This is a genomic window from Herbaspirillum sp. NPDC101397 (assembly GCF_044767325.1).
Lineage (GTDB): Bacteria > Pseudomonadota > Gammaproteobacteria > Burkholderiales > Burkholderiaceae_D > Herbaspirillum.
Genome location: NZ_JBIWNS010000001.1, coordinates 50,664 through 76,772 on the forward strand (window position 1 = coordinate 50,664; position 26,109 = coordinate 76,772).

General features: G+C 61.1%; 25 protein-coding genes. 13 read left to right on the forward strand and 12 right to left on the reverse strand.

The window, feature by feature from the left end; genetic code table 11:
- Positions 1-132 precede the first annotated feature (132 nt).
- Positions 133-2,361, reverse strand: a complete 2,229-nt coding sequence (locus ACIROW_RS00240) for an FUSC family membrane protein (protein WP_402270635.1) — start codon at positions 2,359-2,361, stop codon at positions 133-135.
- 151 nt (positions 2,362-2,512) lie between these two features.
- Positions 2,513-3,052: a PaaI family thioesterase gene (locus ACIROW_RS00245; RefSeq protein ID WP_402270638.1), complete on the reverse strand. Its 540-nt coding sequence runs from the start codon at positions 3,050-3,052 to the stop codon at positions 2,513-2,515.
- 390 nt (positions 3,053-3,442) lie between these two features.
- On the opposite strand from ACIROW_RS00245, the gene aceA reads away from it, so the two are divergent.
- Complete coding sequence (gene aceA, locus ACIROW_RS00250; protein WP_402270640.1) at positions 3,443-4,747, forward strand: isocitrate lyase; 1,305 nt, start codon at positions 3,443-3,445, stop codon at positions 4,745-4,747.
- A 103-nt stretch (positions 4,748-4,850) separates the two neighbouring features.
- On the opposite strand, the gene ACIROW_RS00255 is transcribed toward aceA, so the two are convergent.
- The 3 genes from ACIROW_RS00255 to modA are packed head-to-tail and all read right to left on the reverse strand — an operon-like array spanning position 4,851 to position 7,004.
- Positions 4,851-5,522: a sulfate/molybdate ABC transporter ATP-binding protein gene (locus tag ACIROW_RS00255; RefSeq protein WP_402270642.1), complete on the reverse strand. Its 672-nt coding sequence runs from the start codon at positions 5,520-5,522 to the stop codon at positions 4,851-4,853.
- The gene (gene modB, locus ACIROW_RS00260; RefSeq protein WP_402270645.1) at positions 5,519-6,196 is read right to left on the reverse strand and encodes a molybdate ABC transporter permease subunit; all 678 of its coding nucleotides are present in this window, start codon (positions 6,194-6,196) and stop codon (positions 5,519-5,521) included. Before modB ends, ACIROW_RS00255 begins: the two co-directional genes overlap by 4 nt.
- Before the next feature lie 49 nt (positions 6,197-6,245).
- A complete protein-coding gene (gene modA, locus ACIROW_RS00265; protein ID WP_402272411.1) occupies positions 6,246-7,004 on the reverse strand; it encodes a molybdate ABC transporter substrate-binding protein in 759 nt (252 codons plus the stop codon).
- A gap of 149 nt (positions 7,005-7,153) precedes the next feature.
- Between modA and ACIROW_RS00270 the strand changes: the two genes are divergently transcribed.
- The 5 genes from ACIROW_RS00270 to ACIROW_RS00290 all read left to right on the forward strand — a co-directional run bounded on the left by ACIROW_RS00270 (position 7,154) and on the right by ACIROW_RS00290 (position 11,847).
- Positions 7,154-7,507 (forward strand): winged helix-turn-helix domain-containing protein, encoded by a 354-nt coding sequence (locus ACIROW_RS00270; protein WP_402270648.1) that lies wholly within the window; start codon positions 7,154-7,156, stop codon positions 7,505-7,507.
- 10 nt (positions 7,508-7,517) lie between these two features.
- The gene (locus ACIROW_RS00275; protein ID WP_402270651.1) at positions 7,518-9,254 is read left to right on the forward strand and encodes a ClcB-like voltage-gated chloride channel protein; all 1,737 of its coding nucleotides are present in this window, start codon (positions 7,518-7,520) and stop codon (positions 9,252-9,254) included.
- A 188-nt stretch (positions 9,255-9,442) separates the two neighbouring features.
- The gene (locus tag ACIROW_RS00280; RefSeq protein WP_402270653.1) at positions 9,443-10,330 is read left to right on the forward strand and encodes a 23S rRNA (adenine(2030)-N(6))-methyltransferase RlmJ; all 888 of its coding nucleotides are present in this window, start codon (positions 9,443-9,445) and stop codon (positions 10,328-10,330) included.
- The gene (locus ACIROW_RS00285) at positions 10,331-10,477 is read left to right on the forward strand and encodes a hypothetical protein (RefSeq protein WP_402270656.1); all 147 of its coding nucleotides are present in this window, start codon (positions 10,331-10,333) and stop codon (positions 10,475-10,477) included.
- Positions 10,478-10,488: 11 nt separating this feature from the next.
- On the forward strand, positions 10,489-11,847 hold the full coding sequence (locus tag ACIROW_RS00290) for an EAL and HDOD domain-containing protein (protein WP_402270658.1): 1,359 nt from the start codon (positions 10,489-10,491) through the stop codon (positions 11,845-11,847).
- Positions 11,848-11,947: 100 nt separating this feature from the next.
- Here the strand turns inward: ACIROW_RS00290 and ACIROW_RS00295 are convergent, their stop codons facing one another.
- Both ACIROW_RS00295 and ACIROW_RS00300 read right to left on the reverse strand, forming a co-directional pair.
- On the reverse strand, positions 11,948-12,544 hold the full coding sequence (locus ACIROW_RS00295) for a hypothetical protein (protein WP_402270661.1): 597 nt from the start codon (positions 12,542-12,544) through the stop codon (positions 11,948-11,950).
- Between the two features lie 106 nt (positions 12,545-12,650).
- Entirely contained in the window at positions 12,651-13,541 is an 891-nt protein-coding gene (locus ACIROW_RS00300; protein WP_402270663.1) for a methylglyoxal synthase, read from the reverse strand.
- A 143-nt stretch (positions 13,542-13,684) separates the two neighbouring features.
- Here ACIROW_RS00300 and greB point away from each other — a divergent pair, with 143 nt between their 5' ends.
- Entirely contained in the window at positions 13,685-14,242 is a 558-nt protein-coding gene (greB, locus tag ACIROW_RS00305; RefSeq protein WP_402270665.1) for a transcription elongation factor GreB, read from the forward strand.
- 140 nt (positions 14,243-14,382) lie between these two features.
- Positions 14,383-15,723, forward strand: a complete 1,341-nt coding sequence (locus ACIROW_RS00310) for a DUF3422 family protein (protein ID WP_402270668.1) — start codon at positions 14,383-14,385, stop codon at positions 15,721-15,723.
- Between the two features lie 75 nt (positions 15,724-15,798).
- Here the strand turns inward: ACIROW_RS00310 and ACIROW_RS00315 are convergent, their stop codons facing one another.
- Positions 15,799-16,407, reverse strand: a complete 609-nt coding sequence (locus ACIROW_RS00315) for an FMN-dependent NADH-azoreductase (RefSeq protein ID WP_402270670.1) — start codon at positions 16,405-16,407, stop codon at positions 15,799-15,801.
- 132 nt (positions 16,408-16,539) lie between these two features.
- On the opposite strand from ACIROW_RS00315, the gene ACIROW_RS00320 reads away from it, so the two are divergent.
- Positions 16,540-17,487, forward strand: a complete 948-nt coding sequence (locus ACIROW_RS00320; RefSeq protein ID WP_402270672.1) for a LysR family transcriptional regulator — start codon at positions 16,540-16,542, stop codon at positions 17,485-17,487.
- Positions 17,488-17,520: 33 nt separating this feature from the next.
- Here ACIROW_RS00320 and ACIROW_RS00325 read toward each other — a convergent pair whose 3' ends face one another.
- The 4 genes from ACIROW_RS00325 to ACIROW_RS00340 all read right to left on the reverse strand — a co-directional run bounded on the left by ACIROW_RS00325 (position 17,521) and on the right by ACIROW_RS00340 (position 21,773).
- The gene (locus ACIROW_RS00325) at positions 17,521-19,827 is read right to left on the reverse strand and encodes a RelA/SpoT family protein (protein ID WP_402270675.1); all 2,307 of its coding nucleotides are present in this window, start codon (positions 19,825-19,827) and stop codon (positions 17,521-17,523) included.
- A 37-nt stretch (positions 19,828-19,864) separates the two neighbouring features.
- Entirely contained in the window at positions 19,865-20,068 is a 204-nt protein-coding gene (gene rpoZ / locus ACIROW_RS00330) for a DNA-directed RNA polymerase subunit omega (protein ID WP_007881846.1), read from the reverse strand.
- A gap of 120 nt (positions 20,069-20,188) precedes the next feature.
- Positions 20,189-20,830 carry a guanylate kinase gene (gene gmk / locus ACIROW_RS00335; RefSeq protein ID WP_265213242.1) on the reverse strand — a complete coding sequence of 214 codons (642 nt, stop codon included), beginning with the start codon at positions 20,828-20,830 and terminating at the stop codon, positions 20,189-20,191.
- Between the two features lie 34 nt (positions 20,831-20,864).
- The gene (locus tag ACIROW_RS00340) at positions 20,865-21,773 is read right to left on the reverse strand and encodes a YicC/YloC family endoribonuclease (RefSeq protein ID WP_402270677.1); all 909 of its coding nucleotides are present in this window, start codon (positions 21,771-21,773) and stop codon (positions 20,865-20,867) included.
- Positions 21,774-22,052: 279 nt separating this feature from the next.
- Here ACIROW_RS00340 and rph point away from each other — a divergent pair, with 279 nt between their 5' ends.
- From rph to ACIROW_RS00360, 4 genes are all read left to right on the forward strand, one after another.
- Positions 22,053-22,787, forward strand: coding sequence for a ribonuclease PH (gene rph / locus ACIROW_RS00345; RefSeq protein ID WP_402270679.1), 735 nt, complete (start codon positions 22,053-22,055; stop codon positions 22,785-22,787).
- A gap of 140 nt (positions 22,788-22,927) precedes the next feature.
- A complete protein-coding gene (rdgB, locus tag ACIROW_RS00350; RefSeq protein WP_402270682.1) occupies positions 22,928-23,512 on the forward strand; it encodes an RdgB/HAM1 family non-canonical purine NTP pyrophosphatase in 585 nt (194 codons plus the stop codon).
- The gene (gene hemW / locus ACIROW_RS00355) at positions 23,512-24,768 is read left to right on the forward strand and encodes a radical SAM family heme chaperone HemW (protein ID WP_402272414.1); all 1,257 of its coding nucleotides are present in this window, start codon (positions 23,512-23,514) and stop codon (positions 24,766-24,768) included. Before rdgB ends, hemW begins: the two co-directional genes overlap by 1 nt.
- A gap of 139 nt (positions 24,769-24,907) precedes the next feature.
- On the forward strand, positions 24,908-26,107 hold the full coding sequence (locus tag ACIROW_RS00360) for an HDOD domain-containing protein (protein WP_402270685.1): 1,200 nt from the start codon (positions 24,908-24,910) through the stop codon (positions 26,105-26,107).
- The last annotated feature ends 2 nt before the right edge of the window (positions 26,108-26,109 follow it).

Consider the following 26,109-nt stretch of genomic DNA (forward strand, 5'->3'; position numbering starts at 1 on the left):
GTCAGTCGTGAAATGAAAAAGCCGTGCTCAGCACGGCTTTTTTTCGTCTGTCGCCAGCCATGGCCGGTGCGGATCAACGCAATTCAAAGTCGCGCAAGTCCGGGCAACTGCTTTAACGCGTCGGCCGGGTAATCATGCGGTCTCCGCTTTGCGCAGGATGCTTTCGATGGCGCCGGTTTGCGCAACGATCTCCTGCAGGTCGCTGTCGAGCAGCGCGGAGCGGCGCTGGAAGGTATGCCAGCCGGACCATTCGCTCACTTCGGGCTCGGTCGCCAGGGCGATGTCTTCGGCCGCCACGGTTTCCGCCAGCGGATTGACCGGCACGACTTCCTCCACCGGTACGGTCGTCGCGGTATTGCCGCCGGGACCTGCCAGGATGCCTTGCGCCTGCAACAGATGCGCGGTGGCGCTCTGGTAAGTCTGCTCGATCAGCTTGTTGACGGGAGCGCGCGGCAAGCCTTCGGCATGGCGGCGCAGCAGGATGCGCAGTGCGGCAATGTGGGCCGCCACCAGGTAGTTCTGCACCACGAAGCGGTTGATCTCGCGCACCGCACGCTGCTTGCTGATCGGTTCGTCCATCATGCGCACCTGCGCCGAGATCAGCGCCGACAGGCTGTCCATGAAACCCTTGCGGCAGACGCGGTAAAAGAAATCATCGCCCACTTTGCCTTCCAGCATGTCGCGGCTGGCCTTGATGTAGCGATGGCTGGCGTGCAGCACGTTCTTGAGCAGGCGTGGCAGGTCGCGGTATTCCCAGCTCGGCAGCACGTAGCTGAAAAGGGTGGCGATGGCTACGCCGATGACGGTATCGATCAGGCGTTCGCTGACCGCGCCGTGATGGCCGGCCGGCAGCAGCAGGTTGAGCAGCATCAGGATCTGCACCGAGGCCGCGATCGCGGTGTAACGGTATTTGACGTAGGTGAAGGCCGGCGCCGCTACGCTGGCGATGAACAGCACGGCCAGCAAGCCTATCGGATCATGCACGAAGCGCAGGATCAGCGCGGTCAGCAGGCAGCCGATGATGGTGCCTATCAGGCGGTCGCTCACGCGCTGCTTGGTCGAGCTGAAATTGGGCTTGAGGATGATGACGATGGTCAGCACGATCCAGTAGCCGTGCGACATGTACGGCAGATGCGCGGCGATCCACAGGCCGGTCGAGACCGCCAGCGCGACACGGATGGCGAAGCGGAATATCGGCGATTGCCAGCGCAGGTTGGCGATCAGCAGGCCGGCCTTGTACTTTTGCTGGGTCAGGAACGGCGTCATGTCGGACCCCGGCAGGATCGGGATCGCATCGATCGGGGTTTGCGTGGCCAGGTGCAGTTGCGAGATCAGCTCGATGATGTCGAGGATCTTGTTGTAGGTCACGCGCAGCACCGTGATGGCTTCGTCGGGGATGTGACCGGCCAGGTTGTCCTGCTGCAGCTGTTGCATCTCGTACTGAACGGCGCGCAGTTCCGCCTTGTAATTGACGGTTGGCGTCGAGATGCGCTTGCGGGTGACGGCGTAGGCGATCGACTCGATATCTTCGGCGGTCTTGTTGGCCAGGTCGCGCAGGAAGATGATGACGTCGGTGTCGCCGAAATGGCTGCGCAGCAGGGCGTAGTCGGCATGCGTCGACAACACCTGTTCATACAGCTCCAGCATGCTCAGGTGGACATGCACCAGCAAGCCGTCCTGCTTGGTGTGCATGTCGCGCAGCACCAGGTCGCGTGACGCCTGCAGCTTGTCGGCCAGCACGATCTGCTGGCGCACCAGCGTCGTGAACTGCGTCTGCAGATCACTGCGCACGTCGTAGAAATCGGCCTTGATGCGCAAGTAGCGCGCCAGCTCGAACAGCGCTTCTGCCAGCACTTGCTGTTTGACGCGCCGCCGCAAAAAGTAGGACACGATCATCGAGTAGGTCAGGTAGCCGAGGCCGCCGGCGAGGAAGAAACCTGCATGCAGGAAGGCTTCGTCAAACGGCACGCTGTTTTCCATCGACAGCGTCATCACCATTAACGCTGCGAATTGCAGCGGCAAGGTCTTCTTGCCGTACACCACCATCATGCTGGCGAGGAAGCTCACCAGCACCATCGCCACGCTGACCAGCCAGTGGATCGGCGCGCACAGGCTGATCACCAGCATCACCAGGGTGCACAGCAGCACGCCGGCGAGCATTTCATTGAATTTGTGACGCAGCGGGCTGGGCAAGTCCATCAGGCTGGTGCACAAGGCGCCGAGGAAGACCGTCATGGTGGTCTGCATGTCGGCCATGTTGAAGACCAGCATGGTCAGACCGACGACGCCGGTGGCGATGCGCAGGCCGGTATAGAAATAATGACTGAAGAGGAAGGTGCGGATATCCAGGGCGTAATGCATGGGGGCGTCGGCTGATTTCTATTAGCGCCATTCTGACCCTTCTGCACTCAATAGACAACCAATAGGCAATCGATGCCGGTCGGACGACTGCTGAAAGAGACGTCGGACTCTTCAACAACCGTCATGCACCATGCTTGCAGCGCTTCCGATCTCACGGCAGCGGGAACACCAGGCAAGTCGTCGTGGCATGCGCATAAATCTTGCCGTCGACGTCGATGATGCGGCCTTCGGCGATGCCGACGCGGTTGCCGACCTGGATCACCTTGCCTTCGGCGCGCACAGGGCCGGTCTTCGCGGTCAGTGCGCGGATCAGGTTCACCTTCAGCTCCAGTGTGGTGTAACCCATGCCTTGCGGCAGCACGGAATGCACGGCGCAGCCGACGGCCGAGTCGAGCAGGGTGCAGAAGTAGCCGCCATGCACGCTGCCCAGCGGGTTGTAGTGCTGCTTGCCAGGTGTGCCCTGGAATACGATGCGGCCCGGCTCGCCTTCAACCGGGATGAAATCCATGGTCTCGCCGATCGGCACCGACGGCAGTTCGCCGTCCCAGATGCGTTGCAGGAAATTCATGCCGCTGCCGGCTTTCAGCTCATCCATTGACGCGACGCCGGGCGCGGCCAGTTTGGCGCGCACTTCGGCTTCGCGGGCTTGCCATTGACGGAGTGTCTCTTCTCTGTTGCTGGTGGGGCTCATGGAGGTCCTTATTGTTTATATCGTTATGGGGTGGCGGTCGTTCTGCACTAAAAAATGATGCGTGACTTTTATGATGAAAGACGGAGTGCATTATGCCCCGGCATCGGCGCAACGGCAAAAGGAGCTGTGGCCGGAGTATGTTTTTCATGATGCAAAAACGTCGTTCCACATTATGAAAAGTAGGATTGCGCAGCATCATGAAAGCATTTCATTTTCAGAAATTTCGTTTCGCATCGCAAAAAACAATATTTAAGCTTTTGAATATTAACGATAAAAATTTATTGATATGTCTTATATAAGACATTGTTGCTCTGCACCTAAAGGCCTACTATGAAGTCATGGATTTCACTTCTTGACCTCCATTTTCTGACTACCTTAAGGAGATTGACCATGACGACACGCGAACAACAAATTCAGGCACTGGCTAAAGACTGGGCGGAGAACCCACGTTGGACAGGCGTCAAGCGCAACTACTCGGCCGATGACGTGGTGCGCCTGCGAGGCTCGGTGCAGATCGAGCACACGCTGGCAAAACGCGGCGCTGAAAAGCTGTGGAATCTGGTCAACAACGAACCGTTCGTCAACGCCCTCGGCGCGCTGACCGGCAATCAGGCGATGCAACAGGTCAAGGCCGGCCTGAAGGCGATCTACCTGTCCGGCTGGCAAGTTGCCGGCGACGCCAACCTGGCCGGCGAAATGTATCCCGACCAATCGCTGTATCCGGCCAACTCGGTGCCGATGGTGGTCAAGCGCATCAACAATACGTTCCAACGCGCCGACCAGATCCAATGGTCGGAAGGCAAGAATGACATCGACTTCTTTGCACCGATCGTGGCCGACGCGGAAGCCGGCTTCGGCGGCGTGCTGAACGCCTACGAACTGATGAAGTCGATGATCGACGCGGGTGCCGCCGGCGTCCACTTCGAAGATCAGCTGGCGTCGGTGAAGAAGTGCGGTCACATGGGCGGCAAGGTGCTGGTGCCGACACGTGAAGCGGTCGAGAAGCTCAACGCCGCGCGCCTGGCGGCTGACGTTTCCGGTACCAGCACACTGGTGATCGCCCGTACCGATGCCGAGGCGGCCGACTTGCTGACGTCCGATGTGGACGACAATGACAAGCCGTTCCTGACCGGCGAGCGCACCGTCGAAGGTTTCTTCAAGACCCGTCCGGGTATTGATCAGGCTATCTCGCGCGGTCTGGCTTATTCGGAGTACGCCGATCTGGTGTGGTGTGAAACCGGCAAGCCGGACCTGGCCTTCGCCAAGAAATTCGCCGAAGCCATTCACGCCAAGTTCCCCGGCAAGATGCTGTCGTATAACTGCTCGCCGTCGTTCAACTGGAAGAAGAACCTGGACGACGCCACCATCGCCAAATTCCAGAAGGAACTGGGCGCCATGGGTTACAAGTTCCAGTTCATCACGCTGGCCGGTTTCCATGCGCTGAACTATTCGATGTTCAACCTGGCGCACGGCTATGCGCGCAACCAGATGTCGGCCTTCGTGGAATTGCAGGAAGCCGAATTCGCCGCAGCCGACAAGGGCTTCACTGCGGTAAAGCATCAGCGCGAAGTCGGCACCGGTTACTTCGACGCGGTCACCCAGGCGATTCAGCAAGGCCAGTCGTCGACCACAGCGTTGCACGGTTCGACCGAAGATGAACAATTCTTCGATGGCGCCGAAAAGAAGGTTGCTTAAGTTTGCTTAAGTTTGCTTAAGGGCGATTGAAGTTTCAGGGGGTATCCACCCCCGTCCCTGCGGTAGCCGCACTCCACAAGAGTGCGGCTTTTTTATTGTCGGCTTATTTCTGGCGGGAGACCATGCCGTCGCGCACCTCGAACACGGCGTCGCCGAGCACCTCGACGTCGGCCGGATCGTGCGTGATGATCAGCATCGGCACATGCAGTTGTTGTTGCAATTCGCTGAGCTCTTGACGCATGCGTTCGCGCAGCGACAGATCGAGCGCGGAAAACGGCTCGTCCAGCAGCAGGATGTCAGGTTGCGCCACCAGCGCGCGCGCCAGGGCGACGCGCTGACGCTGGCCGCCGGAAATCTGCGAGGGATAACTGCCGGCCGTGGCGTCCAGTCCGAACGCCTGCAACCAGCGCGCGACTGCCGGATGCGCTGCAGGCTTGCGCAGATTGAAGCAGCCGCGCTGCAATCCGAAGGCAATGTTTTGCGCCACGGTAAGGTGAGGGAAGAGCGCGTAATCCTGGAACAGATAGGCGACATTGCGCTGCTGCGGCTTGACGTTGATGCCTTGTGTGGCATCGAACAGCGTGCGCTGGTTCAGCGTGATCCTGCCTTCGTCCGGCGTCATCAGACCGGCCACGGCCTTGAGCGTCAGGCTCTTGCCTGAGCCCGAGGGACCGTACAGCACGATGCGGTCGCTGTCAGAGGCAAAGTCGATGTCGAGCTGAAATGTACGGTCGTTGGCGCGCAGCTCTTTGCGGATGTGGACAGCGACGCTCATGACAGATCCGCCCGGCGGGTGTGGCCCGGCATCAGGCGTCCGGCGATCAGCAGCACGGCGACGCAAGTGACTGACGTGATCACCACCAGCAAGGTGGCGGTGGAATCATCGCCGGCCTGCACCGCTTCATAGATCGCGACGGAGAGTGTTTGCGTGCGGCCGGGCAGATTGCCGGCGATCATCAGCGTGGCGCCGAATTCACCGAGCGCGCGGGCAAACGCCAGCAGTACGCCGGCGGCAATGCCGCGCGCCGCCAGCGGCAGGCTGACGCGGAAGAACACGCCGGCTTCGGATACGCCCAGCACGCGCGCGGCGTTTTCCAGCTGTTTATCGACATTTTCAAAGGCGGCGCGCGCCGACTTCAGCACCAGCGGGAAGGCCACGATGGTCGAGGCGACCACCGCGCCTTGCCAGGTGAAGACCAGCTCAATGCCCATGCCGGACAACCACGCGCCGAAGGTGCCGCGCTTGCCGAACAGCACCAGCAGGTAGTAGCCGAGCACGGTCGGCGGCAGCACCAGCGGCAGCGTCAGGATGGAGTCGATCAGGTCGCGCAGCGGCGAGCGCCAGCGCGACAGCCCGTAGGCCGCCGCGACGCCGAAGAAGAGATTGAGGACCGTTGCCCAGCCCGCGACCTTGAGCGAGAGCAGCAACGGGGTCCAGACTGCAGCCATAGGTTAAGAAAGCGCGTGAGCGAGTGAGAGTTGATCAGCCCGCAGCGTATCAGGGTTTGAGGAAGCCGTAACGCGCCAGTACAGCCTGGCCGGCGGCCGATTGCACGTAGGCGAGGTACTTTGCCGCCAGTTCTGCCTGCGCGGTGCTTGCCGTTACCGCGATCGGATACGTGGCAGGTGTATCGGAGGGAATGCGGATCGCGACCTTGACCTTGTCCGGCATGACGGCGGCATCGGTGGCGAAGACGAAGCCGGCTTCGACTTCGCCGCGCGCGACGTAGTCCAGGCTCTGGCGCACGTTTTGCGCCATCACGCCCTTGGCCAGCACGGCATCCCACAGGCCGGCGCTTTCCAGCGCGGTCTTGGTGTAGCGACCGAACGGCACCGACGCCGGGTTGCCCAGCGCGACCTTCTTGACGGCGGGCTGAGTCAGGTCCTTCAGGCTGGCGAGCGGCAGGGTGCTGTCGCTGGGGACGATCAGGACGATCTGGTTGGCGGCGAAATTCTTGCGAGTGGACGCTTGCACGGCCTTTTCTGCGACAGCCTTGTCCATCGCCGTCTGGTCCGCCGAGGCGAACACGTCAGCCGGCGCGCCGCGCACGATTTGCTGCATCAGGATGTCGGAGGCGCCGAAGTTGTTGATCACCTTGACGCCGGGATTTTGCTGTTCAAATGCGGTGCCCAGATCCTTGAACGCATTGGTCAGGCTGGCGGCGGCGGAGACCACGAGGTCTGTCGCATGGGCGGCGGTCGTCGCCAGGGGCAGCGCCAGCAAGACGAGCGAAGCAGACGCAGCGAGGCGGCGCATTTGTGCGGCAAACGAAGAGGGCATTTGAGTTCCTGTTTTTCTGAGTGGGAAGACGAATCTGGTCGGAATATACGTAAGGATATAACGATAGTCAATTCGCTGTCGCATATACATGTAATTTGCCCGGAGCCCTTGCTACAATCGCGGTCATGACAAATTCCAAAACCGTACGATTGCGCGTGATGCAGGGCGACACGATCGCCTTCGGCCCCGGCAAAGCCGCCTTGCTGCTGGCGATAGACCGCACGGGGTCGATTTCCGGGGCGGCGCGGGAAATGGAAATGTCATACCGGCGCGCCTGGTTGCTGGTCGAAGAAATGAATCGCTGCTTCAATCAGCCGCTGGTGGAGACTGCGACCGGCGGCGCCAAGGGCGGCGGCGCCAGCATCACCGCGCTGGCGCGCGAGGTGGTGGCCTGCTACCAGCGCATGCAAAAGAAGGCCGACAGCGCCATCGAAAAAGACATGCAGCACCTGCAATCCCTGATCGTCGGCAAGGACTGAACGCGGTCCGATGCGCAACACTCTCCTCAAATACCGGTTCCGCCTGCAAACCTGGCTGCGCATGTCCGAGAGCCATGCGATGCTGCTGTGGGCGGCCGTGGTCGGCTTCGTCGGCTCGCTGGCGACGATCGGTTTCCGCGAATGCATCGATGCCGTGCAATACCTGCTGACCGGTCATAGCGGTAGTTTCGTCGAAATCGCCAAAGGCCTGTCCTGGCAGATGCGCGTGCTGTTGCCGACCTGCGGCGGCGTGGTGGCCGGGCTGATCCTGATCTGGGCCAAACGCATGCCGGCCGGCGCCACCTCGGATTACATGGAGGCCGTGGCCATCGGCGACGGCCAGATCCCGATTCGCCACACCTTGCTGCGCAGCCTGTCGTCGCTGGCCACGGTAGGCTCGGGCGGCTCGATCGGGCGGGAAGGGCCGATGGTGCAACTGGCCGCCTTGTGCGCTTCGCTGGTCGGCCGCTTCGCCCATTTCCCGTCCTCGCGCATGCGCCTGCTGGTGGCCTGCGGCGCCGCTGCCGGGATTACCTCCGCCTACAACGCGCCGATCGCGGGCGCCTTCTTCGTCACTGAAATCGTGCTCGGCGCGCTGGTCATGGAAAGCTTCGGCCCGGTGGTCGTGGCGTCGGTGGTGGCCAACATCACCATGCGCGAGCTGCCGGGCTACAAGCCGGCGTACGAGATGCCGTATTTTCCCGAAGTGGCAGGTGTCGAAATCATCCTGTTCGTCGTGCTGGGCGTGATCGCCGGACTGCTGGCGCCGCAATTCCTGCGCCTGCTCGAATTGAGCAAGACCTTGTTTCAGAAAACACGCCTGCCGTTGCCGCTGAGACTGGGACTGGGCGGCTTGCTGGTGGGTTTGCTGTCGGTGCGGGTGCCGGAAGTGTGGGGAAACGGCTACAGCGTGGTCAATTCGCTGCTGCACACCGACTGGCTGTGGTCGACGGTGCTGATCGTGATGATCTACAAGATCGTCGCGACGGCGCTGACCACCGGCTCGGGCGCAGTCGGCGGGATTTTCACGCCGACCTTGTTCGTCGGCGCGGCCATCGGTTTCCTGTTCGGCGACATGGCGCACACCTTGTGGCCGCATGCGATTTCGCAGCCGTTCGCGTATGCCATGGTGGGCATGGGCGCGTTCCTGGCTGCCGCGACCAATGCGCCGCTGATGGCGATCCTGATGATCTTCGAGATGACGCTGAGCTACCAGGTGGTGCTGCCGTTGATGCTGTCGTGTGTGGTGGCGTATGTCATCGCGCGCAGCCTGGATGGCAATTCGATGTATGAAATCACGCTCAAGCGCCACCGCGACGCGGCCGAACGCATCCGCCTGCGCGGCACTCACATGAGCGAACTGATCAAGCCCGCAGAAACGGTGTTGCACAAGGATGCGCCGTTCTCCGAAGTGACCCGCATCTTCCTGCAGTATCCGGTCAAATACATCTACATCACCGATCAGGAGAATCGCTATCTGGGAGTGGTGGCCTTGCAGGACGTGACCTCGTTGCTGCTCGACAAGGACAACATCGGGGCAAAATGCGCGGGAGATTTCATGCGTACCCACTTCTTGCACGAGGTCACGCCGGACATGTCGCTGGGAGAGGCCCTGCAACTCTTCCTTGATCACCAGGGCGAACGTCTGCCGGTGATTTCCAGCACGGAAGACCCGCGCCTGCTGGGCGTGGTGTTCAAAACCTCGTTGCTGGATGCGTACTTTAGGCTTGACCGTTCTGGCGAGTAGGTTGTTCTGAAAACTGTTGATGGCTTTGTAACATTCGAGGCCCGGGCGACTATTCGGCAGGCAACCTTGTTAGAATGTGAAATTAAATGTGAAAAACTACCAGACTCACAACAGTTACGTGTGATTTTGGTACAAGCACTGCCATAGCCGGCAACGGCCACCACCATTTCAGGGATTCGAACGATTTTATGCTGAGTTACCGCCATGCCTTCCACGCTGGCAATCACGCTGATGTGCTCAAGCACATGGTGACGATCCAGTTGATGCGTTATCTCGGCCAGAAAGACACTCCCTACATGGTGGTCGACACCCATGCCGGCGGAGGCGTCTATGCGCTGGACGGGAACTACGCCAGCAAGAACGCTGAATACGAAACCGGCATCGGCCCGCTGTGGGATCGCACCGATCTGCCCGAAGCCGTTGCCGAGTACGTGCAACTGGTGAAAGACCTCAATCCCAGCGGCAAGATGCGTTATTACCCGGGCTCGCCGTATTGCGCCAATCAGGTCATGCGGGAGCAGGATCGTCTGCGCCTGTTCGAGCTGCATACGACCGAAAGCAAGATCCTGGCCGACAATTTCCGCAAACTTGATGCGCACGCTGCAGAGCAGGGCAAGCGCCCGACTTCGCGCGGCAAGCGCGTGATGATGGAGCGCGGCGACGGTTTCCTCGCCCTCAAGGCCTTGCTGCCGCCGCCGTCGCGGCGCGCGCTGGTGCTCATCGATCCGCCTTACGAAGACAAGCGCGACTACCAGAAGGTCAAGGAAGCCCTGCAGGATGCGCTGGTGCGCTTCCCGACCGGCACCTATGCGGTCTGGTATCCTGTGCTGCAGCGGATTGAATCCAAACAGTTTTCCGACCGTCTCAAGCGCCTTGGCGCCAAGAGCTGGATCAACGTCACGCTGTCGATCAGCTCGCCGTCGCCGGATGGTTTCGGCCTGCACACCAGCGGCATGTTCGTGTTGAATCCGCCGTGGACGCTATTGGCGACGCTGAAAGAAGTCATGCCGTACCTGGTGAAGGTGCTGGGTCGCGACAGCGGCGCCGGTTTCCTGCTGGAATCGGGAGAGGCTTGAATGTATCGTACTGACGAGGCTTGCGCCGGCAGTTTTTGCCGCCGTCTCATCCGTGAAATGTTTTCTGGTATCGGCAATGCATCAGGGCATACAATAGAAGGTCATGCCAAAGATTCCATGTCTGCCAAAAGTGCCGGGGTTATTTAAAACAAGAAATCATGACCGAACCGTCTCCTGATCACGACGCCGCTGCCCCGGCGCCCCCAGCGCATCACGCCCATGATTTTTTCCTGGCTCGACAGCCGATCCTCAACCGCGAGCAGGAGCTGATCGGTTACGAGCTGCTGTTCCGCAACGCCGCGTTCGGTCCGGCCAACGTCAACGACGATGTTTCGGCCACTGCCTCGGTCATTGCGCACGCGTCGGAACTCGGTCTCAACAATGTGATCGGCAGCCTGCACGGCTTCATCAACGTCGACGCTACCGTGCTGATGAGCGACTTCATCAATTTCCTGCCGGCCGACAAGGTCGTGCTGGAAATCCTTGAAACCGTCAAGGTCACTCCCGAACTGGTCAAGCGCGTCAACGAACTGGTGCGCGCCGGCTATGTGTTCGCTCTGGACGACGTCATCACCGAGTCGGAAGATATCGCCCAGCTCCTGCCGCTGGTCAAGATCATCAAGATTGACGTGATGGAAGTGGACGCCAGCAAGCTGCTCAAGCTGAGCGTGCATTTCAAGCGCGCACAGAAGATGCTGCTGGCCGAAAAGGTCGAGACGGTCGAACAATTCCGCGATTGCGTGACTTTCGGTTTCGACTACTTCCAGGGCTATTACTTCGCCAAGCCCGTGATCCTGCAGGGCAAGAAACTGGAAGCGTCCAAGATCGTCATCATGCACATTCTGACGCTGCTGGTGCGCAACGTCGACAACGGCGAGATCGTGCGCTACATCAAGCGCGACGTGGCGCTGAGCCTGACGCTGCTGCGCCTGGTGAATACGCCCGTGTACGGTTTCATGAAGCACATCGATTCGCTCGGCCAGGCGCTGATCGTGCTGGGTCGTCGCCAGCTCAAGCGCTGGATGCAGATCCTGCTGTTCGCCAATACCGAGAAGGACAAGGCGCACACGCTGTCGCCGTTGCTGATCTTGGCGGCAACGCGCGGCAAGATGCTGGAGCTGATCACCGAAAGAATCCGTCCCGGTCGTCGCAAGATGTCCGAGATCGCCTTCACCGTCGGCATCATGTCGCTGGTGGACGCCTTGTTCGGCATGCCGATGGAAGCCATCCTCACGCAGATCACGGTGAGTGCAGAAATCCGCGATGCGCTGCTGTTCCGCACCGGCTTCTACGGTGAGATCCTGCAATTGGCAGAAGCTACCGAGAAAGCCGACAAGACGCCGGAGCAGATGAAGGAGTTGCTCGACGGACTGCAACTGAGCGCCGAAGATTTCTACGAACTGGAAACCCAGGCGTTCGAATGGGGCAACAACATTTCCACCAACATGGGACACGCGCCCGAGAAGAAAGTCGAAGCGGAAGCCGGTGCCGGCGACGTTGCCGAGCAGGACAGCTGATCAGTTGAGCATTTGATTCAAAGCGCCGCCGACGCCATGTCGGCGGTTTCATTTTCACTTTCTGCGGTTATTGCTCGCAGTTATTGCTCGCAGTTATCGTTTATTCCCGATCACGCCGCCTAGCGGCGTATTTTTTTATCATGCGCGCCAGGCGGTTGCCCTGGCCGCGGCGGCCATTACGACCGCCCCAACGCTCCTTGACCGATGCCCACCAGCGCCGCCGCGCCGCCTTGAAAACAGCGAGGCCGGCTTCGACCTGCTGCCACGCCTGCGTCGCACGCAGTTGCGCAATCATGCGGTCCTTGAAGCGCAACACGATGTCGCGGTAGCGGGCGAACCAGGGTAGCGACAGCAAGGCTTGTTGCGTCAGCGTGTACAGGCGCGCCACCAATGCAGTGCCGAGCACCTTGGCGCTGACGATGATGACCAGGCCCAATGTCGGATGGCCGTGGGCGATCGACATCAGGGCCAGGATTTTGACGGGGAGCAACAGCAGGCTGGGCAGTACAAAGATGGTCAACGCCACGTAGGGAGGAACGCCCGCTATCCAGGCTTCCAGGCGCGCCACGAAAGGGATCAGCGGCAGGCGGGCGAACAGGCGTTTGCTGGCGTTCCAGAGCCATTCTTCCAGCAGCAACAGCAGCGCCGCCGTGTAGACGAAGGGCGCCAGCAGGTATTTTCTGATCTTGTGCGACAAGGAAGTCCTCAAGGATGCGCGAAGGCCGCTGCAGGCATATGTTGGGCGGGCGCGCCAAAAACAAGCCGGACTTGCTTCAGGGAATCTCCTGACCGCATCGCGCGGGTCAGCGTACCTGACGCTGCTTGATCAGGCTGAGCCAGCGATCACCCCATTTTTCATCGCTCATGCAGGAGGCGTAGCCGGTCACGGTGCGCGCAGCGCGTTCCAGCAACTGGATATCGGCTTCGTGCTGGCGCGCCACGTGCGGATCTTCCAGAAACAGCACGCGGCGACATTCATGTTCGAGGATCAGCTCGGCGATCTGGGCGTCCCCGCCCAGCGGGCCGCTCAGGAAAGGCTTGACCCAGTTGCGGCCGGCCTCTCCCTTAATCTTGACCGCGAGTTCGTTGAGCAGGCCGCCGGTGGTGCCGGTGGCGCAGCGGAAGCCGAAACTGTCGAGCACCTCGAAATGGCGTTCGGCCAGCGCCAGCATGCGTGTTTTCATCGAATCATGGGCGATCAGGGCGATGCCTTCGTCGGCCAGCCTGAATGAGCCGTCAAGCGCCGGATCGGGCGCCGCGCCGCCGGCGATCGCTTCCAGCTCGAACCATTCCTGCGCACCGGCCAGCGTCGACAGGAAGGGCTTGCCATGGATCACGCACTGGCGCTTGAGCGCCACCGCTTCAGGGAAGGTCGAGGATGGATCGACCGGATCGATCAGGTAAATGATGGCGTCCAGCGTACGCGCCGGATCGCTGTCGACCACGCGCGACACCAGCTTCATCAGGCCGCCCTGGCGCCCGTAAGGAAAGCGCTCGATGTGCGGATAGCCCGGCAGCAGGCCGAGTTGGCCGATCGCATCAAGGGTGCGGCCGACCACCACCAGTTCCGGCTGCAGCGCTTCGATGCGCGCGCGCGAACCCTGGAGCAGTTGCACCAGTGCGGAGTTGGGGGCGTCCTGATGGGCGCGGTTGGCGGCCAGGCCGATACGGTAGCGAGTCGTGGAAGAGGTCATGAAAAAGGCGGAAGAAGTCTATGCGGGAAGCTCTGTTTTAGCGCGCTCGCAGTGCAATTGCGCGCTCGGGAACTTTAACATACCGCTACAATGATGGACAGGCTGAAAGGCCGCATCACCACGTGGAGTATGCAAGCGAGAACATGAATAAAGCATTCGTAAAAGAATCCGACGGCGACGATGACGACGAACTGGCGTTGCCGGCCATTCCCGCGGGCACCAAGAATTACATGACGCCGGCGGGGCACAAGCGCATCAAGGACGAGCTGCTGCACCTGATCGACGTCGACCGTCCGGAAGTGGTGCGCATCGTGCATTGGGCAGCCTCCAACGGCGACCGTTCGGAAAACGGCGACTACATCTACGGCAAGCGCCGCCTGCGCGAGATTGATCGCCGCATCCGCTTCCTGACCAAGCGCCTCGACATCGCCGAAGTGGTCGATCCGACCATCCACCATGGCAACGACCAGATCTTTTTCGGCGCCACCGTCACCTATGAGAACCAGGACGGCATCGAACATACCGTAACCATCGTCGGCATCGACGAACTCGATCCGCTCAACGGCAAGATCAGCTGGATCTCGCCGGTGGCGCGCACCTTGACCAAGGCGCGCGAAGGTGACGAAGTCACGCTGCAGACGCCGGCCGGCGTGGAGCAACTGACCATCCTCGAAGTCAGCTATCCGGCGCGCCAGGATTGAGTTTTCCCGGGCCGGCCGTGCAGCAGGCCTGGCATCAGTGTGCGCGTGGAACGGATTCTGCTTCACGGTCTTACAGCGCGACGCCATTCCGATTTGCTGATTTCTCCGATGAATTTTCCGATTAAGCCAAAGGCCTGTCCATGTCCATCGTTTACGCCAGCCTGAATCATCCGCAGCGCGTGGCCCTCGCCGCAGAAGTACATTCGCGGCCGTTCCTGCACCTGACCGCGCCGGAGAGCCTGACGCATCTCGCGGTGTACCTGCGCAACCCGGGCGAGGCCGACGCCAACCACCACGTCGCTTTCCAGCACGCCTTGCTGTCGGACTTGTGCCTGCATTTCGGCGTGACAGCGCCGGGGATGGACGCCAAGCATTTCTTCCACGACTTCGGCCGTTTCCGCCTCAAGTGGGAGTGCCATACCGAATTCGCCAGCTATACCTTCGCGCAAAGCCATGACGCCGCGCTGACGACTGACGAAGCCTTCGCCGCCGCGCCGCTCAGGCACGTGCCGCAGCAGTGGCTGCTGGCGTTGCAGGGCAAGATCATGGTCGCCGCCCATGTGGTGCTGGAACGCGCACCCGCACATGACGCCGCCGCCGGCATGGCGCGCCTGTTCGAAGGCAAGCTGCTGTCTTCCAGCAGGGTATTGCAGGGTGGAGAGATCTGGACCGATTTCGTGATTCAGGCCGACGGCTTCAGCCGCTTCGTGGTGCGCGACATCGATCTGCGCGACCTGCAGGGCGGACGCCTGGTGCAGCGCATCCTGGAAATCGAAACTTACCGCATGATGGCCTTGCTGGGCTTGCCGCATGCGCTGCAGGCCGGCCCGGTGCTCAACGCCATCGAAAGCGACCTGGCGACACTGACGGGGGCGATGGTCGATGCCGAACATGGCGGCGGCAACACCAGCGCAGGGCATGCCGAGGATGAACGGATCCTGCGCAAGATCACCGGACTGGCGGCGCGCATCGAAAAGATGTCGCTGGAAAACAGCTACCGCTTTTCGGCGTCGCAGGCTTACTTCCGCTTGGTCAAGGCGCGCATTGAAGAGCTGCGCGAAACGCGCGTGGAAGGCGTGCCCACCATCGGCGAATTCATGGAGCGTCGTCTCGCCCCGGCCATGGATACCTGCACGTCGGTGGCGCATCGTCAGAAAGCCTTGGCCGAACGGATCGCGCACACCAACGATCTGCTGCGCACACGCATCGGCATCGTACAAGAGCAGCAGAACCGCCAGATCCTTGAATCGATGAATGCCCGGGCGGCGCAGCAGTTGCGCTTGCAGCAGGCGGTCGAGGGTTTGTCGGTGGCGGCGATTTCCTACTATATGGTGGGATTGTTCGGTTATATCGGCAAGGCGCTCAAGGCGGCCGGCGTGCCGATCAACCCGGACGTCACCACAGGACTGATGGTGCCGGTGTTTGCGGCGGGCGTGTGGTTCGGCTTGCGGCGCTTGCACAAGAGTGTGCACGTGTCCTGAACCGGGTGATGCAGATGGCGGAGACGTAAAAAAGCCGGATCTGATGATCCGGCTTTTTTGTCTTTGGAAATCCGATCAGACGAGGGCGCTGATCTTTTCCTGCGCCTGCGATACGGTTTGCTTGGCTTTTTCTTCGCCCATCGACACGCCTTCGGCGATGATCAGTTCCACATCGCTGATGCCCAGGAAACCCAGCACGCTGCGGATGTAGGTGCCGTTGAAATCCAGCGGTTGCGCCGGACCTTCGGAGTAGACGCCGCCGCTGCTCAGGATCACGATGGCGCGCTTGCCTTTCAGCAGGCCGGTCGGACCATTGGCGCCGTACGAGAAGGTGCGGCCGACGCGGCTGATATGGTCAACCCATGCCTTGAACGCAGATGGCGGCGCGAAGTTGTACATCGGCACGCCGATGACCAGGGTGTCGGCGGCGACCAGTTCGTCCACCAGCTTGTCGGATTCGGCGATGATGGCTTGCTGTTCCGCACTGCGTTGGTCGGCAGGGGTGAAATACGCGCCGATCATGGCCTCGGTAATGTGCGGCAGGATGTGGCTTGCCAGGTCGCGCTGGACGACCGTGCCGCCGGCGTTCTTGGCTTGCCATTGTTCGACATAGGCAGCGCTCAGCTGGCGGGTGAGGGAGCCGGTATAGCGGGCGCTGGAGTCGATGTGCAGAAGGGTGCTCATGTTGTTTCCTTGGAAAGTTGCCTTGGGTTATCAGGTCGCATTGAATGGCGATGAGAGGAATATAGAGGCTTTCCAATAACTTCAATAGATGGGAGAATCTGCTTTCACCAGTCCATTTTTAGGATGAATGCCATGTTGGATCTGAACGATATCTCCGTCTTCGTCGAAGTCGTGCGCGCCGGCAGCTTTGCCGCTGCCGGCCGCCGCCTCGGCATGCCCTCCAACACCATCAGCCGGCGTCTGCAATTGCTGGAAGAGAGCCTGGGCGTGCGTCTGCTGCAACGCTCCACGCGGCAACTGAACATGACCGCGGCGGGGCGTGAATTCTTCGATCGCTGCGCCCCCGGCATCGAAGACATCCAGCACGCCGGCGCCAGCCTGTCGGAAGGCAACCGCGAACCGGGCGGCGTCTTGCGCGTGGCCGCGCCGGCGGACTTTTTCGACAACTTCGCCATGGAATGGATGGCGGAATTCATGCAGCGCTATCCACGTGTGCAACTGGAGTTCCTGCTCAGCGACGATCGCGTCGACCTGATCGCCGAGGGCGTCGACCTGGCCTTCCGCGCGGGGCAGTTGCCCGATTCCAGCCTGGTGGCGCGCAAACTCGGCGCCAGCCATCGCGGCCTGCTGGCCAGCCCTTCGTATCTGGTCAGGCGTGGCGCACCGGAGTCGTTGGAAGCGTTGGCCGGACACGACTGCCTGGCCGCGTCGAATACGCCGCAAGCGGCGCTATGGAAGCTGGAAGGACCCAATGGCGCGGAAAGCATCCGCGTGGCACCGCGCCTGTGCATCAACACGGCACAGGGCTTGCTGCGTGCGGCGCGCGCCGGGCTGGGCATTGCGTTGTTGCCGGTGATGGTGGCGGCGGAAGACTTGCGGCGCGGCACGCTGGTGAGCATCTTGCCGCAATATCAGCGCGACATCAGCGGCATGTATGCGGTGTATCCGAACCGACGCCAGTTGTCGTTGGCAGTCAGCGCGCTGATCGAATTTGTCGCGGAGAAAGTCAAGCACGGCGCATGCAACAGCGGCGGGGGGATGGAGTTTGCCGTGCCGGAAGCGCAAGCGGAAGCCGCTTAACGCTCAGGCAGAGAAGGTTTTCTACAAGGTCGGCTAGCTGCGCTCACGCAGGATGCGGGCGACGCTGTCGATGCTGCGGATGCCGCGCATGGTGCGGGCAAGGTGGACCCGGTCTTCGACCTGGATAGTGAAGCGCAGATGCTTCATCGACGGATCACCGTCATCGTCCATGCTGACCGAGACGATATGCGCGTCGGCTTCGCCGATTTCGGCGGCGATGCGCGCCAGCGTGCCTTTCTGGTTATGCGCCAGGATGGTGATGCGGCACTCGAAGCGACGGTTGAGCTCGCCGGCCCAAGTGACTTCGATCCAACGATCCGGTTCTTTCTCGCGATGCCGCTTGGCGGTCTCGCAGTCGTCGACGTGGACGATCAGCGCCTGGTCATGTTTCAGATGACCGATCAGTTTGTCGCCTGGGATCGGCAGGCAGCAGGCCGCCAGCTGCACCGTCGAGCCTTCGTTGCCGGTGATGATCACCGGGTCCGGCTTGCTCGGCAACATGTGGCCTTCGACGTCGAGCTGCGGCACGGCGGCGCCGTTTTCGGTCATGCCCATGATGTGGCGCGCCACCAGCGGCGCCATGCGCGTGCCGATGCCGATGTCGGCGTACAGCTCTTCCATGGTCTTGGCGCTGGACTCGTTGAGCAGACGCTCGATGATCACAGTCGGCAGATCCGGATCAAGTCCCAGCGTGTTGAGCGCATTGGTCAGCAGGCGTTTGCCCAGCGCCTGCGATTCGACCAGGTTGACGGTGCGCAGGCGATGGCGGATCGCCGAACGTGCTTTGCCGGTGCGCACGTAACCGAGCCAGTTCGGGCTCGGGCGCGACGACGGCGAAGTGATGATTTCGACGATGTCGCCGTTGTGCAGTTCGGTGCGCAGCGGCGCCGGTTCGTGGTTGATCACGACCGACGTGGTCTGGTCGCCGATGTCGGTATGGATGTTGTAGGCAAAGTCGAGCGCCGTGGCGCCGCGCGGCAGGGCGATGATCTTTGACTTCGGCGTGAAGACATAGACCGAGTCCGGGAACAGATCGACCTTGACGTGTTCGAGGAACTCGGCCGAGTCGCCGGTCTGTTTCTGGATGTCCAGCAGCGATTGCAGCCAGGCGTGGGTACGTTGCTGGAGGTCGGTCAGGCTGCCTTCGTCGTCCTTGTACAGCCAGTGTGCGGCAACGCCGGATTCAGCCACGCGATGCATGTCCTGCGTACGGATCTGAAACTCCACAGGCGTGCCGTAGGGGCCGATCAGCGTGGTGTGCAACGACTGGTAACCGTTCAGCTTGGGAATCGCAATGTAGTCCTTGAACTTGCCCGGCATTGGCTTGAACAGCGAATGCAGCGTGCCCAGCGCGACGTAGCAATTGGCGAAGCTGTCCACCACCACGCGGAAGCCATAGACGTCCAGCACTTGCGAAAACGTCAGGTGCTTGTTGCGCATCTTGCGGTAGATGCCGTACAGGGTCTTTTCGCGGCCGTCGACCTGGGCCGGGATGCCGGCGGCGATCAGCGTGCTGGTGACGGACTCGAGGATCTTGGTGACCACTTCGCGGCGATTGCCGCGTGCAGCCTTGACCGCCTTCGACAGTGTCTTGTGGCGCAGCGGGTAGAGATGCGAGAACGACAGTTCCTGCAGCTCGCGGTAAATGTTGTTGAGGCCGAGACGGTGCGCAATCGGCACATAGACTTCCATCGTCTCGCGGGCGATGCGGCGTTTTTTCTCGGGAATCATCGCGCCGAGCGTGCGCATGTTGTGCAGGCGATCGGCCAGTTTGATCAGGATCACGCGCACGTCGCGGGCCATCGCCAGCAGCATCTTGCGGAAATTCTCCGCCTGCGCCTCGATCTGGCTCTGGAATTCGATCTTGTCGAGCTTGGACAAACCGTCGACCAGCGAGGCCACGGGCGCACCGAAGCGCTCGATCAGTTCTTCCTTGCGCACGCCCTGGTCTTCCATCACGTCGTGCAGCAGCGCCGCCATCATGGCTTGCGCGTCGAGCTTCCACTCGGCGCAGATTTCGGCGACTGCGAGCGGATGCGAGATGTAGGGTTCGCCCGACTTGCGCATCTGGCCCAGGTGCGCCTCATCCGAGAAGCGATAGGCTTCCTTGACCTTCTTCAGTTCGGAAGGCGTGAGGTATTCCTCGAGCTTGTGCGTCAGATGGGTAAACGTCGCCACGCCGCTGTGCAAAGCGGGAGCAGGGGGTGTTGCGGAAGGGTTTTGGGAATTCTGTTTTGACGCCGAGCGTCCGGAAGACGCTCGGGTAGTACCGCTGCTGCCAGTCGTACTAGTTGCTGATAACGGAGAACCGAGGGTTGAATCTGGGGGAATCAGGCTCATACGTTGGCGTTATGGGCAGCATGGACGAGAGTGAAACTCAGGCAGGCACTTTTTTCAGCATCTCGATGCCGACCTTGCCGGCTGCGATTTCACGCAGGGCTGTCACGGTTGGCTTGTCCTTGGCGTCCACTTTCGGGGTGTGGCCTTGCAGCAGTTGGCGTGCGCGATATGTCGCGGCCAGGGTCAGCTGGAAGCGGTTAGGGATTTGCTTGAGGCAATCTTCGATGGTGATACGGGCCATAAAAACTCCTGATTTCGTGTTGCTTGGTGATTCTGAATGATTCTGCGGATTCCGGTTCAACCGGATTCCATATCGGATCTGGTCGGAGTCGTGCGCCTTGGGGGCGTTTTACTCGTTGCCTCAGGTAATGGCATGAATGCCAAGCTGGGTGAACAGGAAGGTGTTGCGCGCAGCCTGTTGCGGGAAACGGCAACGCGCTGCTTTCACAATTGCCGTCAATTCCGACAAAGCGACTGCAAACTCTTGATTAATAATAACATATTCGAACTCCGGCGAGTGAGCGATTTCGCCGCCGGCGGCCAGGATGCGGCGCGTGATGACGTGCGGTTCGTCCTGTCCGCGCTTTTTCAGGCGCTCTTCCAGCGCCGCGATCGATGGCGGCAGGATGAAAATACCGATGGCGTTCGAGAACTGCTTCTTGACCTGCTGCGCGCCTTGCCAGTCGATTTCCAGCAGCACATCGGTGCCGTTGGAGATCTGATCGGCGATCATCAGGCGCGACGTGCCGTAGTAATTGCCGTGCACTTCGGCCCATTCCAGGAATTCACCTTCGGCCTGACGCTTGAGAAAATCATCCGCGGTCGTGAAGTAATATTCGCGGCCGTGTTCCTCGCCCGGACGCGGCGGTCGCGTGGTGTAGGAAATCGACAGCTTGATTTCGGGCTCTTGCTTCAACAGGGCGTTGACCAGCGTCGATTTGCCGGCGCCGGACGGCGCCACGACCATGAACAGGCTGCCGGAGGTTGGATTCTTGTTTGGCATGGAATGCTCTCTCGTATCTGAATGTCTGGATCGGTTATTCGAGGTTCTGGACTTGTTCGCGCATCTGGTCGATCAGCAGCTTCAACTCCATCGACGCATCGGCGAGTTCTTTCATGGCGGCCTTGGAGCCGACCGTATTGGCTTCGCGATTGAGCTCCTGCATCATGAAATCCAGGCGCTTGCCGACCTGGCCGCCTTTTTTCAGGATGTGGCGGGTCTCGGCCAGATGCGCCGACAGGCGCGCCAGTTCTTCGGCGATGTCGATACGGATACCGTACAGTGTGACTTCCTGGCGGATGCGCTCCAGCACTTCTTCGCGCGGCAGTGACGCTGCCGTGCCGTCTTTGCCCGCCAGTCCCAATGCTTCCTGCATGCGCTCGGTGGCCTTTTGCTGGAATTGCGCCACCAGTTGCGGCACCAGCGGCGTGATGCGCGCGACGATCGCTTCCATGGCGTCGATGCGGGTTTCGAGCACGGCCTGCAGCGCTGCGCCTTCGCGCGCGCGGCTGTCGAGGAAGGCGGTCAGGGTTTGCTGCAGCGTCGCCAGCACGTCTGCTTGCAGGGTGTCCTGGCCGATTTCGGCTTCTTCGATCACGCCGGGCCAGCGCAGCAGTTCGGCCACGCTCAGCGGCGGGGCGTCGATGAATTGCGCGCGCACCTGGCTTTGCAATTCCGCGATCGTCGCCAGCAGTGCCTGATTGAGTGCCTGGCTGGCGCCTTCGGCGGTCTTGCGGCCGAAGCTCAGGCGGCATTCGACCTTGCCGCGCACCAGCTTGCTGATGATGGCTTCGCGCATGGCGGGTTCGACCGCGCGCAGGTCGTCGTTGACGCGGAATTGCAGGTCGAGGAAGCGCGAATTGACGCTCTTGAGTTCAACGGTGATGGCGCCGGCGGCGGTGTCGCGTTTGGTGACGGCGTAGCCGGTCATGCTGTAAATGGTCAATTGATTCTCCGGATGGCGGGCCGCGCAGCTTGTGGCCGGCGACCGGGAAGGTGTGCAGGGAAGGGCCGGTGACGGCGTGCTTCCTTTACAAACCGGCAGTTTATCAAGACAATGCCGGTAAAAATTCAAGCGCACTCACCTCAATGAGGCGTGATTGTATTTGGGTTTGGATAGCGCATTGTAAAAAGTTTGCTTGCCGCGCGCCATCAAAACCTGTTCTCCGGTTCAGCCCGGCCAACATGACGCCAGGGCGTCCGCCACCGATTCCATAGGAAAACCATGACCGCATTCCAACGTCCCAGCGGACGCGCCACCGCAGATTTGCGCACCGTACGCCTGACGCGCCATTACACCAAACATGCCGAAGGCTCCGTGCTGGTCGAGTTCGGCGACACCCGCGTGCTGTGCACCGCCAGCATCGAAGAAAAGGTGCCCGGTTTCCTCAAGGGTAAAGGGCGGGGCTGGATGACCGCCGAATACGGCATGCTGCCGCGCTCGACGCACACGCGCATGGATCGCGAAGCCGCCAAGGGCAAGCAGTCCGGCCGTACACAAGAGATCCAGCGCCTGATCGGCCGCGCCTTGCGCGCTGCGTTCGACCTGGAAGCCTTCGGTGAGCGCACGCTGCACCTCGATTGCGACGTCCTGCAAGCCGACGGCGGCACCCGTACTGCCGCCATTACCGGCGCCATGGTCGCTGCGTACGACGCGTTCTCGGTCCTGCAAGGTCGCGGCTTGATCACCGCCATCCCGCTCAAGCATTTCGTCGCGGCGATTTCGGTCGGCGTTTATCGCGGCGTTCCGGTGCTCGACCTCGACTACGTCGAAGACTCCGATTGCGACACCGACATGAACGTCGTCATGACTGATGCCGGCCATTTCGTCGAAGTGCAGGGCACCGCTGAAGGCGCCGCCTTCGACCGCGCCACGCTCAACAGCTTGCTCGACATCGCCGACAAGGGCATCAAGGAGCTGCTTGCCTTGCAGAAAGAAACTTTGGGCCTGGCCAAGTAATCGACGCACACTCGTCTTGCGAAAAAGGACGTCGGGCCAGCAGCCGCGCCCGAATCCTTTTACAATCCCGAAATGCCATGTCCGCACTGCGGGCGTGGCGTTTTTACTTGATCTCTTGTTATTTTAGTTATCCATCCGTCATGACCCAAAAAATCGTCCTCGCCTCCAATAACCCCGGAAAACTCCGCGAATTCGGCGCCTTGCTCGGCGAAATCGGCCTGGACGTGCGTCCCCAAGGCGAGTTCGATGTGCCCGAAGCGGAAGAACCCTTCGCCACCTTCGTTGAAAACGCGCTGACCAAAGCGCGTCACGCCTCGCGCCTCACCGGCCTGCCTGCGCTGGCGGACGATTCCGGCGTCTGCGTCAACGCCCTGGGTGGCGCGCCCGGGGTCTGGTCGGCACGCTATGCCGGCGAGCCGAAATCGGACGTCGCCAACAACGCCAAGTTGATCGCCGACCTGGCCGGTCATGATGACAAGTCGGCCTATTACTATTGCGTACTGGTCTACGTGCGTCACGCCGACGATCCGCAACCGGTCATCGCCGACGGCTCCTGGCATGGCGAAATTGTCGAGGAAGCGCGCGGCGCGGGCGGCTTCGGCTATGACCCGTATTTCTGGTTGCCGGCGCTGAACCGCACTGCGGCCGAACTGAGCGCTGCCGAAAAGAACGCCCACTCGCACCGCGGCCAGGCCTTGCGCGCGCTGGTCGAGAAGCTGCGATGATCATTCCGATCAAGCCGGTTGGCGTCAACCTGTCGTCGCTGCCCACCCGGTCCGGATCACAGGACGGCCCGGCGCAGGCCGCGCTGGCCTTCCTCAAGCCGGGCAGCCTGCAGCTGTCGGCCTTGCCGCCGCTGTCGCTGTACGTGCATTTTCCTTGGTGCGTGAAGAAATGCCCCTACTGCGATTTCAATTCGCACGAAGTGAAGGGCAGCTTTCCGGAAGACATCTATCTGGATGCTTTGCGCGCTGACCTGGAGTCGGCGTTGCCGCTGATCTGGGGCCGCAAGATCTATTCCGTCTTCATCGGTGGCGGTACGCCCAGTCTGTTGTCGGCGGCCGGGCTCGACCGCCTGCTGTCGGACATCCGGACCTTGTTGCCGCTGGATATCGACATCGAAATCACGATGGAAGCCAATCCTGGCACCTTTGAAGCCGAGAAATTCAAGTCCTATCGCGCCAGCGGCATCAATCGCCTGTCGATCGGCATCCAGAGCTTCAACTCGGCGCACCTGACCGCGCTTGGCCGGATCCATGACGGCGACCAGGCGCGCAAGGCGGTCGAGATCGCCCACGCCAATTTTGACAATTTCAACCTCGACCTGATGTACGCCTTGCCGTCGCAGAGTGTGGAAGAAGCGCGTCGCGACATCCAGACCGCCATCGCCTGCGCGCCGCCGCACCTGTCGCTGTATCACCTGACGCTGGAGCCGAACACGCTGTTCGCCAAATACCCGCCGCAGGTGCCGGACGACGACACCAGCGCCGATATGCAGGACATGATTACCGAACTGACCGGCGCCGCCGGCTATCAGCACTACGAAGTGTCGGCCTACGCCCAGCCGAAGCGCCAGGCGCGCCACAACCTCAATTACTGGCAGTTCGGCGATTATCTCGGCATCGGTGCCGGGGCGCATTCCAAGCTGTCCTTCCCGCACCGCATCGTGCGCCAGGCGCGCCACAAACATCCCCAGACCTACATGGAAAAGATGCGCAGCGGCAACGCCATCCAGGAAGAAGGCGAGATCGGCCGCGACGCATTGGGCTTCGAGTTCATGCTCAACGCCCTGCGCCTGGAAGACGGTTTTCCGGTCAACCTGTTCAACGAGCGCACTGGCATGAGCATCAACGCCATCGACGCCGCGCTCAATGACGCAGAGAAAAAAGGCCTGCTGTATCGGGACCACGCCATCATCCGCCCAACCGAGCTGGGACGCCGCTTCCTGAACGACCTGCAGGAAATGTTCCTGATTGAATGAACATTTAGGCAAGTGCGGTTTTCTCAGGTATATTTAGTGAATATTTGGATTTAGATAAGAATTCTTTTTGGAAACTTACTTATTTATTTTTCATAACTAATTAGAAATATTGCGGTCGCTCGCCGCAATTCCACACAAAATGGCTGTCCAGGATAAAAGCATTCCTTTTCCTTTAGTTTTTCTACAGCCTGTTGCAGACGTCCATTACTTGTGGACGGCGCTCTCGTTGCATGTATCGCCGTTCGATGAGAACGGTTGCGACCTGTTTTCCCGGCTTTTCAACGAATTCGGTCTGGGCGATGCGCTCGGACGGCTTTCCTGCATCCTCACGGTGCCCAATCCCGACAAGTTCGCCGGCGAATTCGGCGCGCCGCCCAAGGACACCCAACTGATTCTGCGGGTGCCGGTTGAGTATTGTGCCGATCCGGCGCGGCAACCGTTGCTGGAACGCCTCACGAAGATGGGCTACGGTCTGATCGCCGACGGCATTCCGCCGCGCACCGCCTTGTTCCCGGATTTCATTGAATCGCTGTCGCTCGATTGCAGCGCCGGGATTCCGGCCGATGCAAGTCCCTGGCTGACGCGCATGCGCGGTCCGCACCTGGCGGAAAACGTCCCCGACCCGGTCAACTTCGACGCTTGCCGCGCCGAAGGCTTCCGCTGGTTCAGCGGCGAATACCCCTTGTTGCCATCGTCGAACGTCGCGCAGAAGGATGCGATTTCACGCGGCCGCCTGGTCAAGCTGCTGGAACTGGTCTCGCACGACGCCGACGCGCATGCGCTGGAAGGACTGCTGAAGCAGGATCCTGCCTTGTCGTACCAATTGTTCAAACTGGTCAGTTCGGCGGCGTTCGGCTTCTCGGCGCACATCACCAACTTCACCCAGGCCATCAACCTGCTGGGCCGGCGCCAGCTGCAACGCTGGCTGCAACTGCTGCTGTATGCGCGCTTTCCCGGCGACGAGTCGGCCAATCCGCTGCTGCCGCGCGCCGCCGCACGCGCCGCCATGATGGAAGCGATGTGCCACCAGATCGACGGCGATCGCGACGAGCAGGACCGTGCCTTCATCGTCGGCATGTTCTCGCTGCTGGACGTATTGCTGACCATGCCGCTGCGACTCATCATCGAGCCGCTCAAACTGCCTCAGGACATCGTCGACGCGCTGATGCAGCGCCGTGGCCGCCTCGGTCGTCTGCTGGACGTGGTGGAACGCGCCGAATACGGCCGCATTCCGCTGCGCCACACCGATCTGGCTGCGGCCGGCGTTACACCTGAAGGCTATTGCCGCGCGCTGATCCAGGCCTATCGCTGGGCCTCCAAAGTCAGTCACGAGGCCTGACA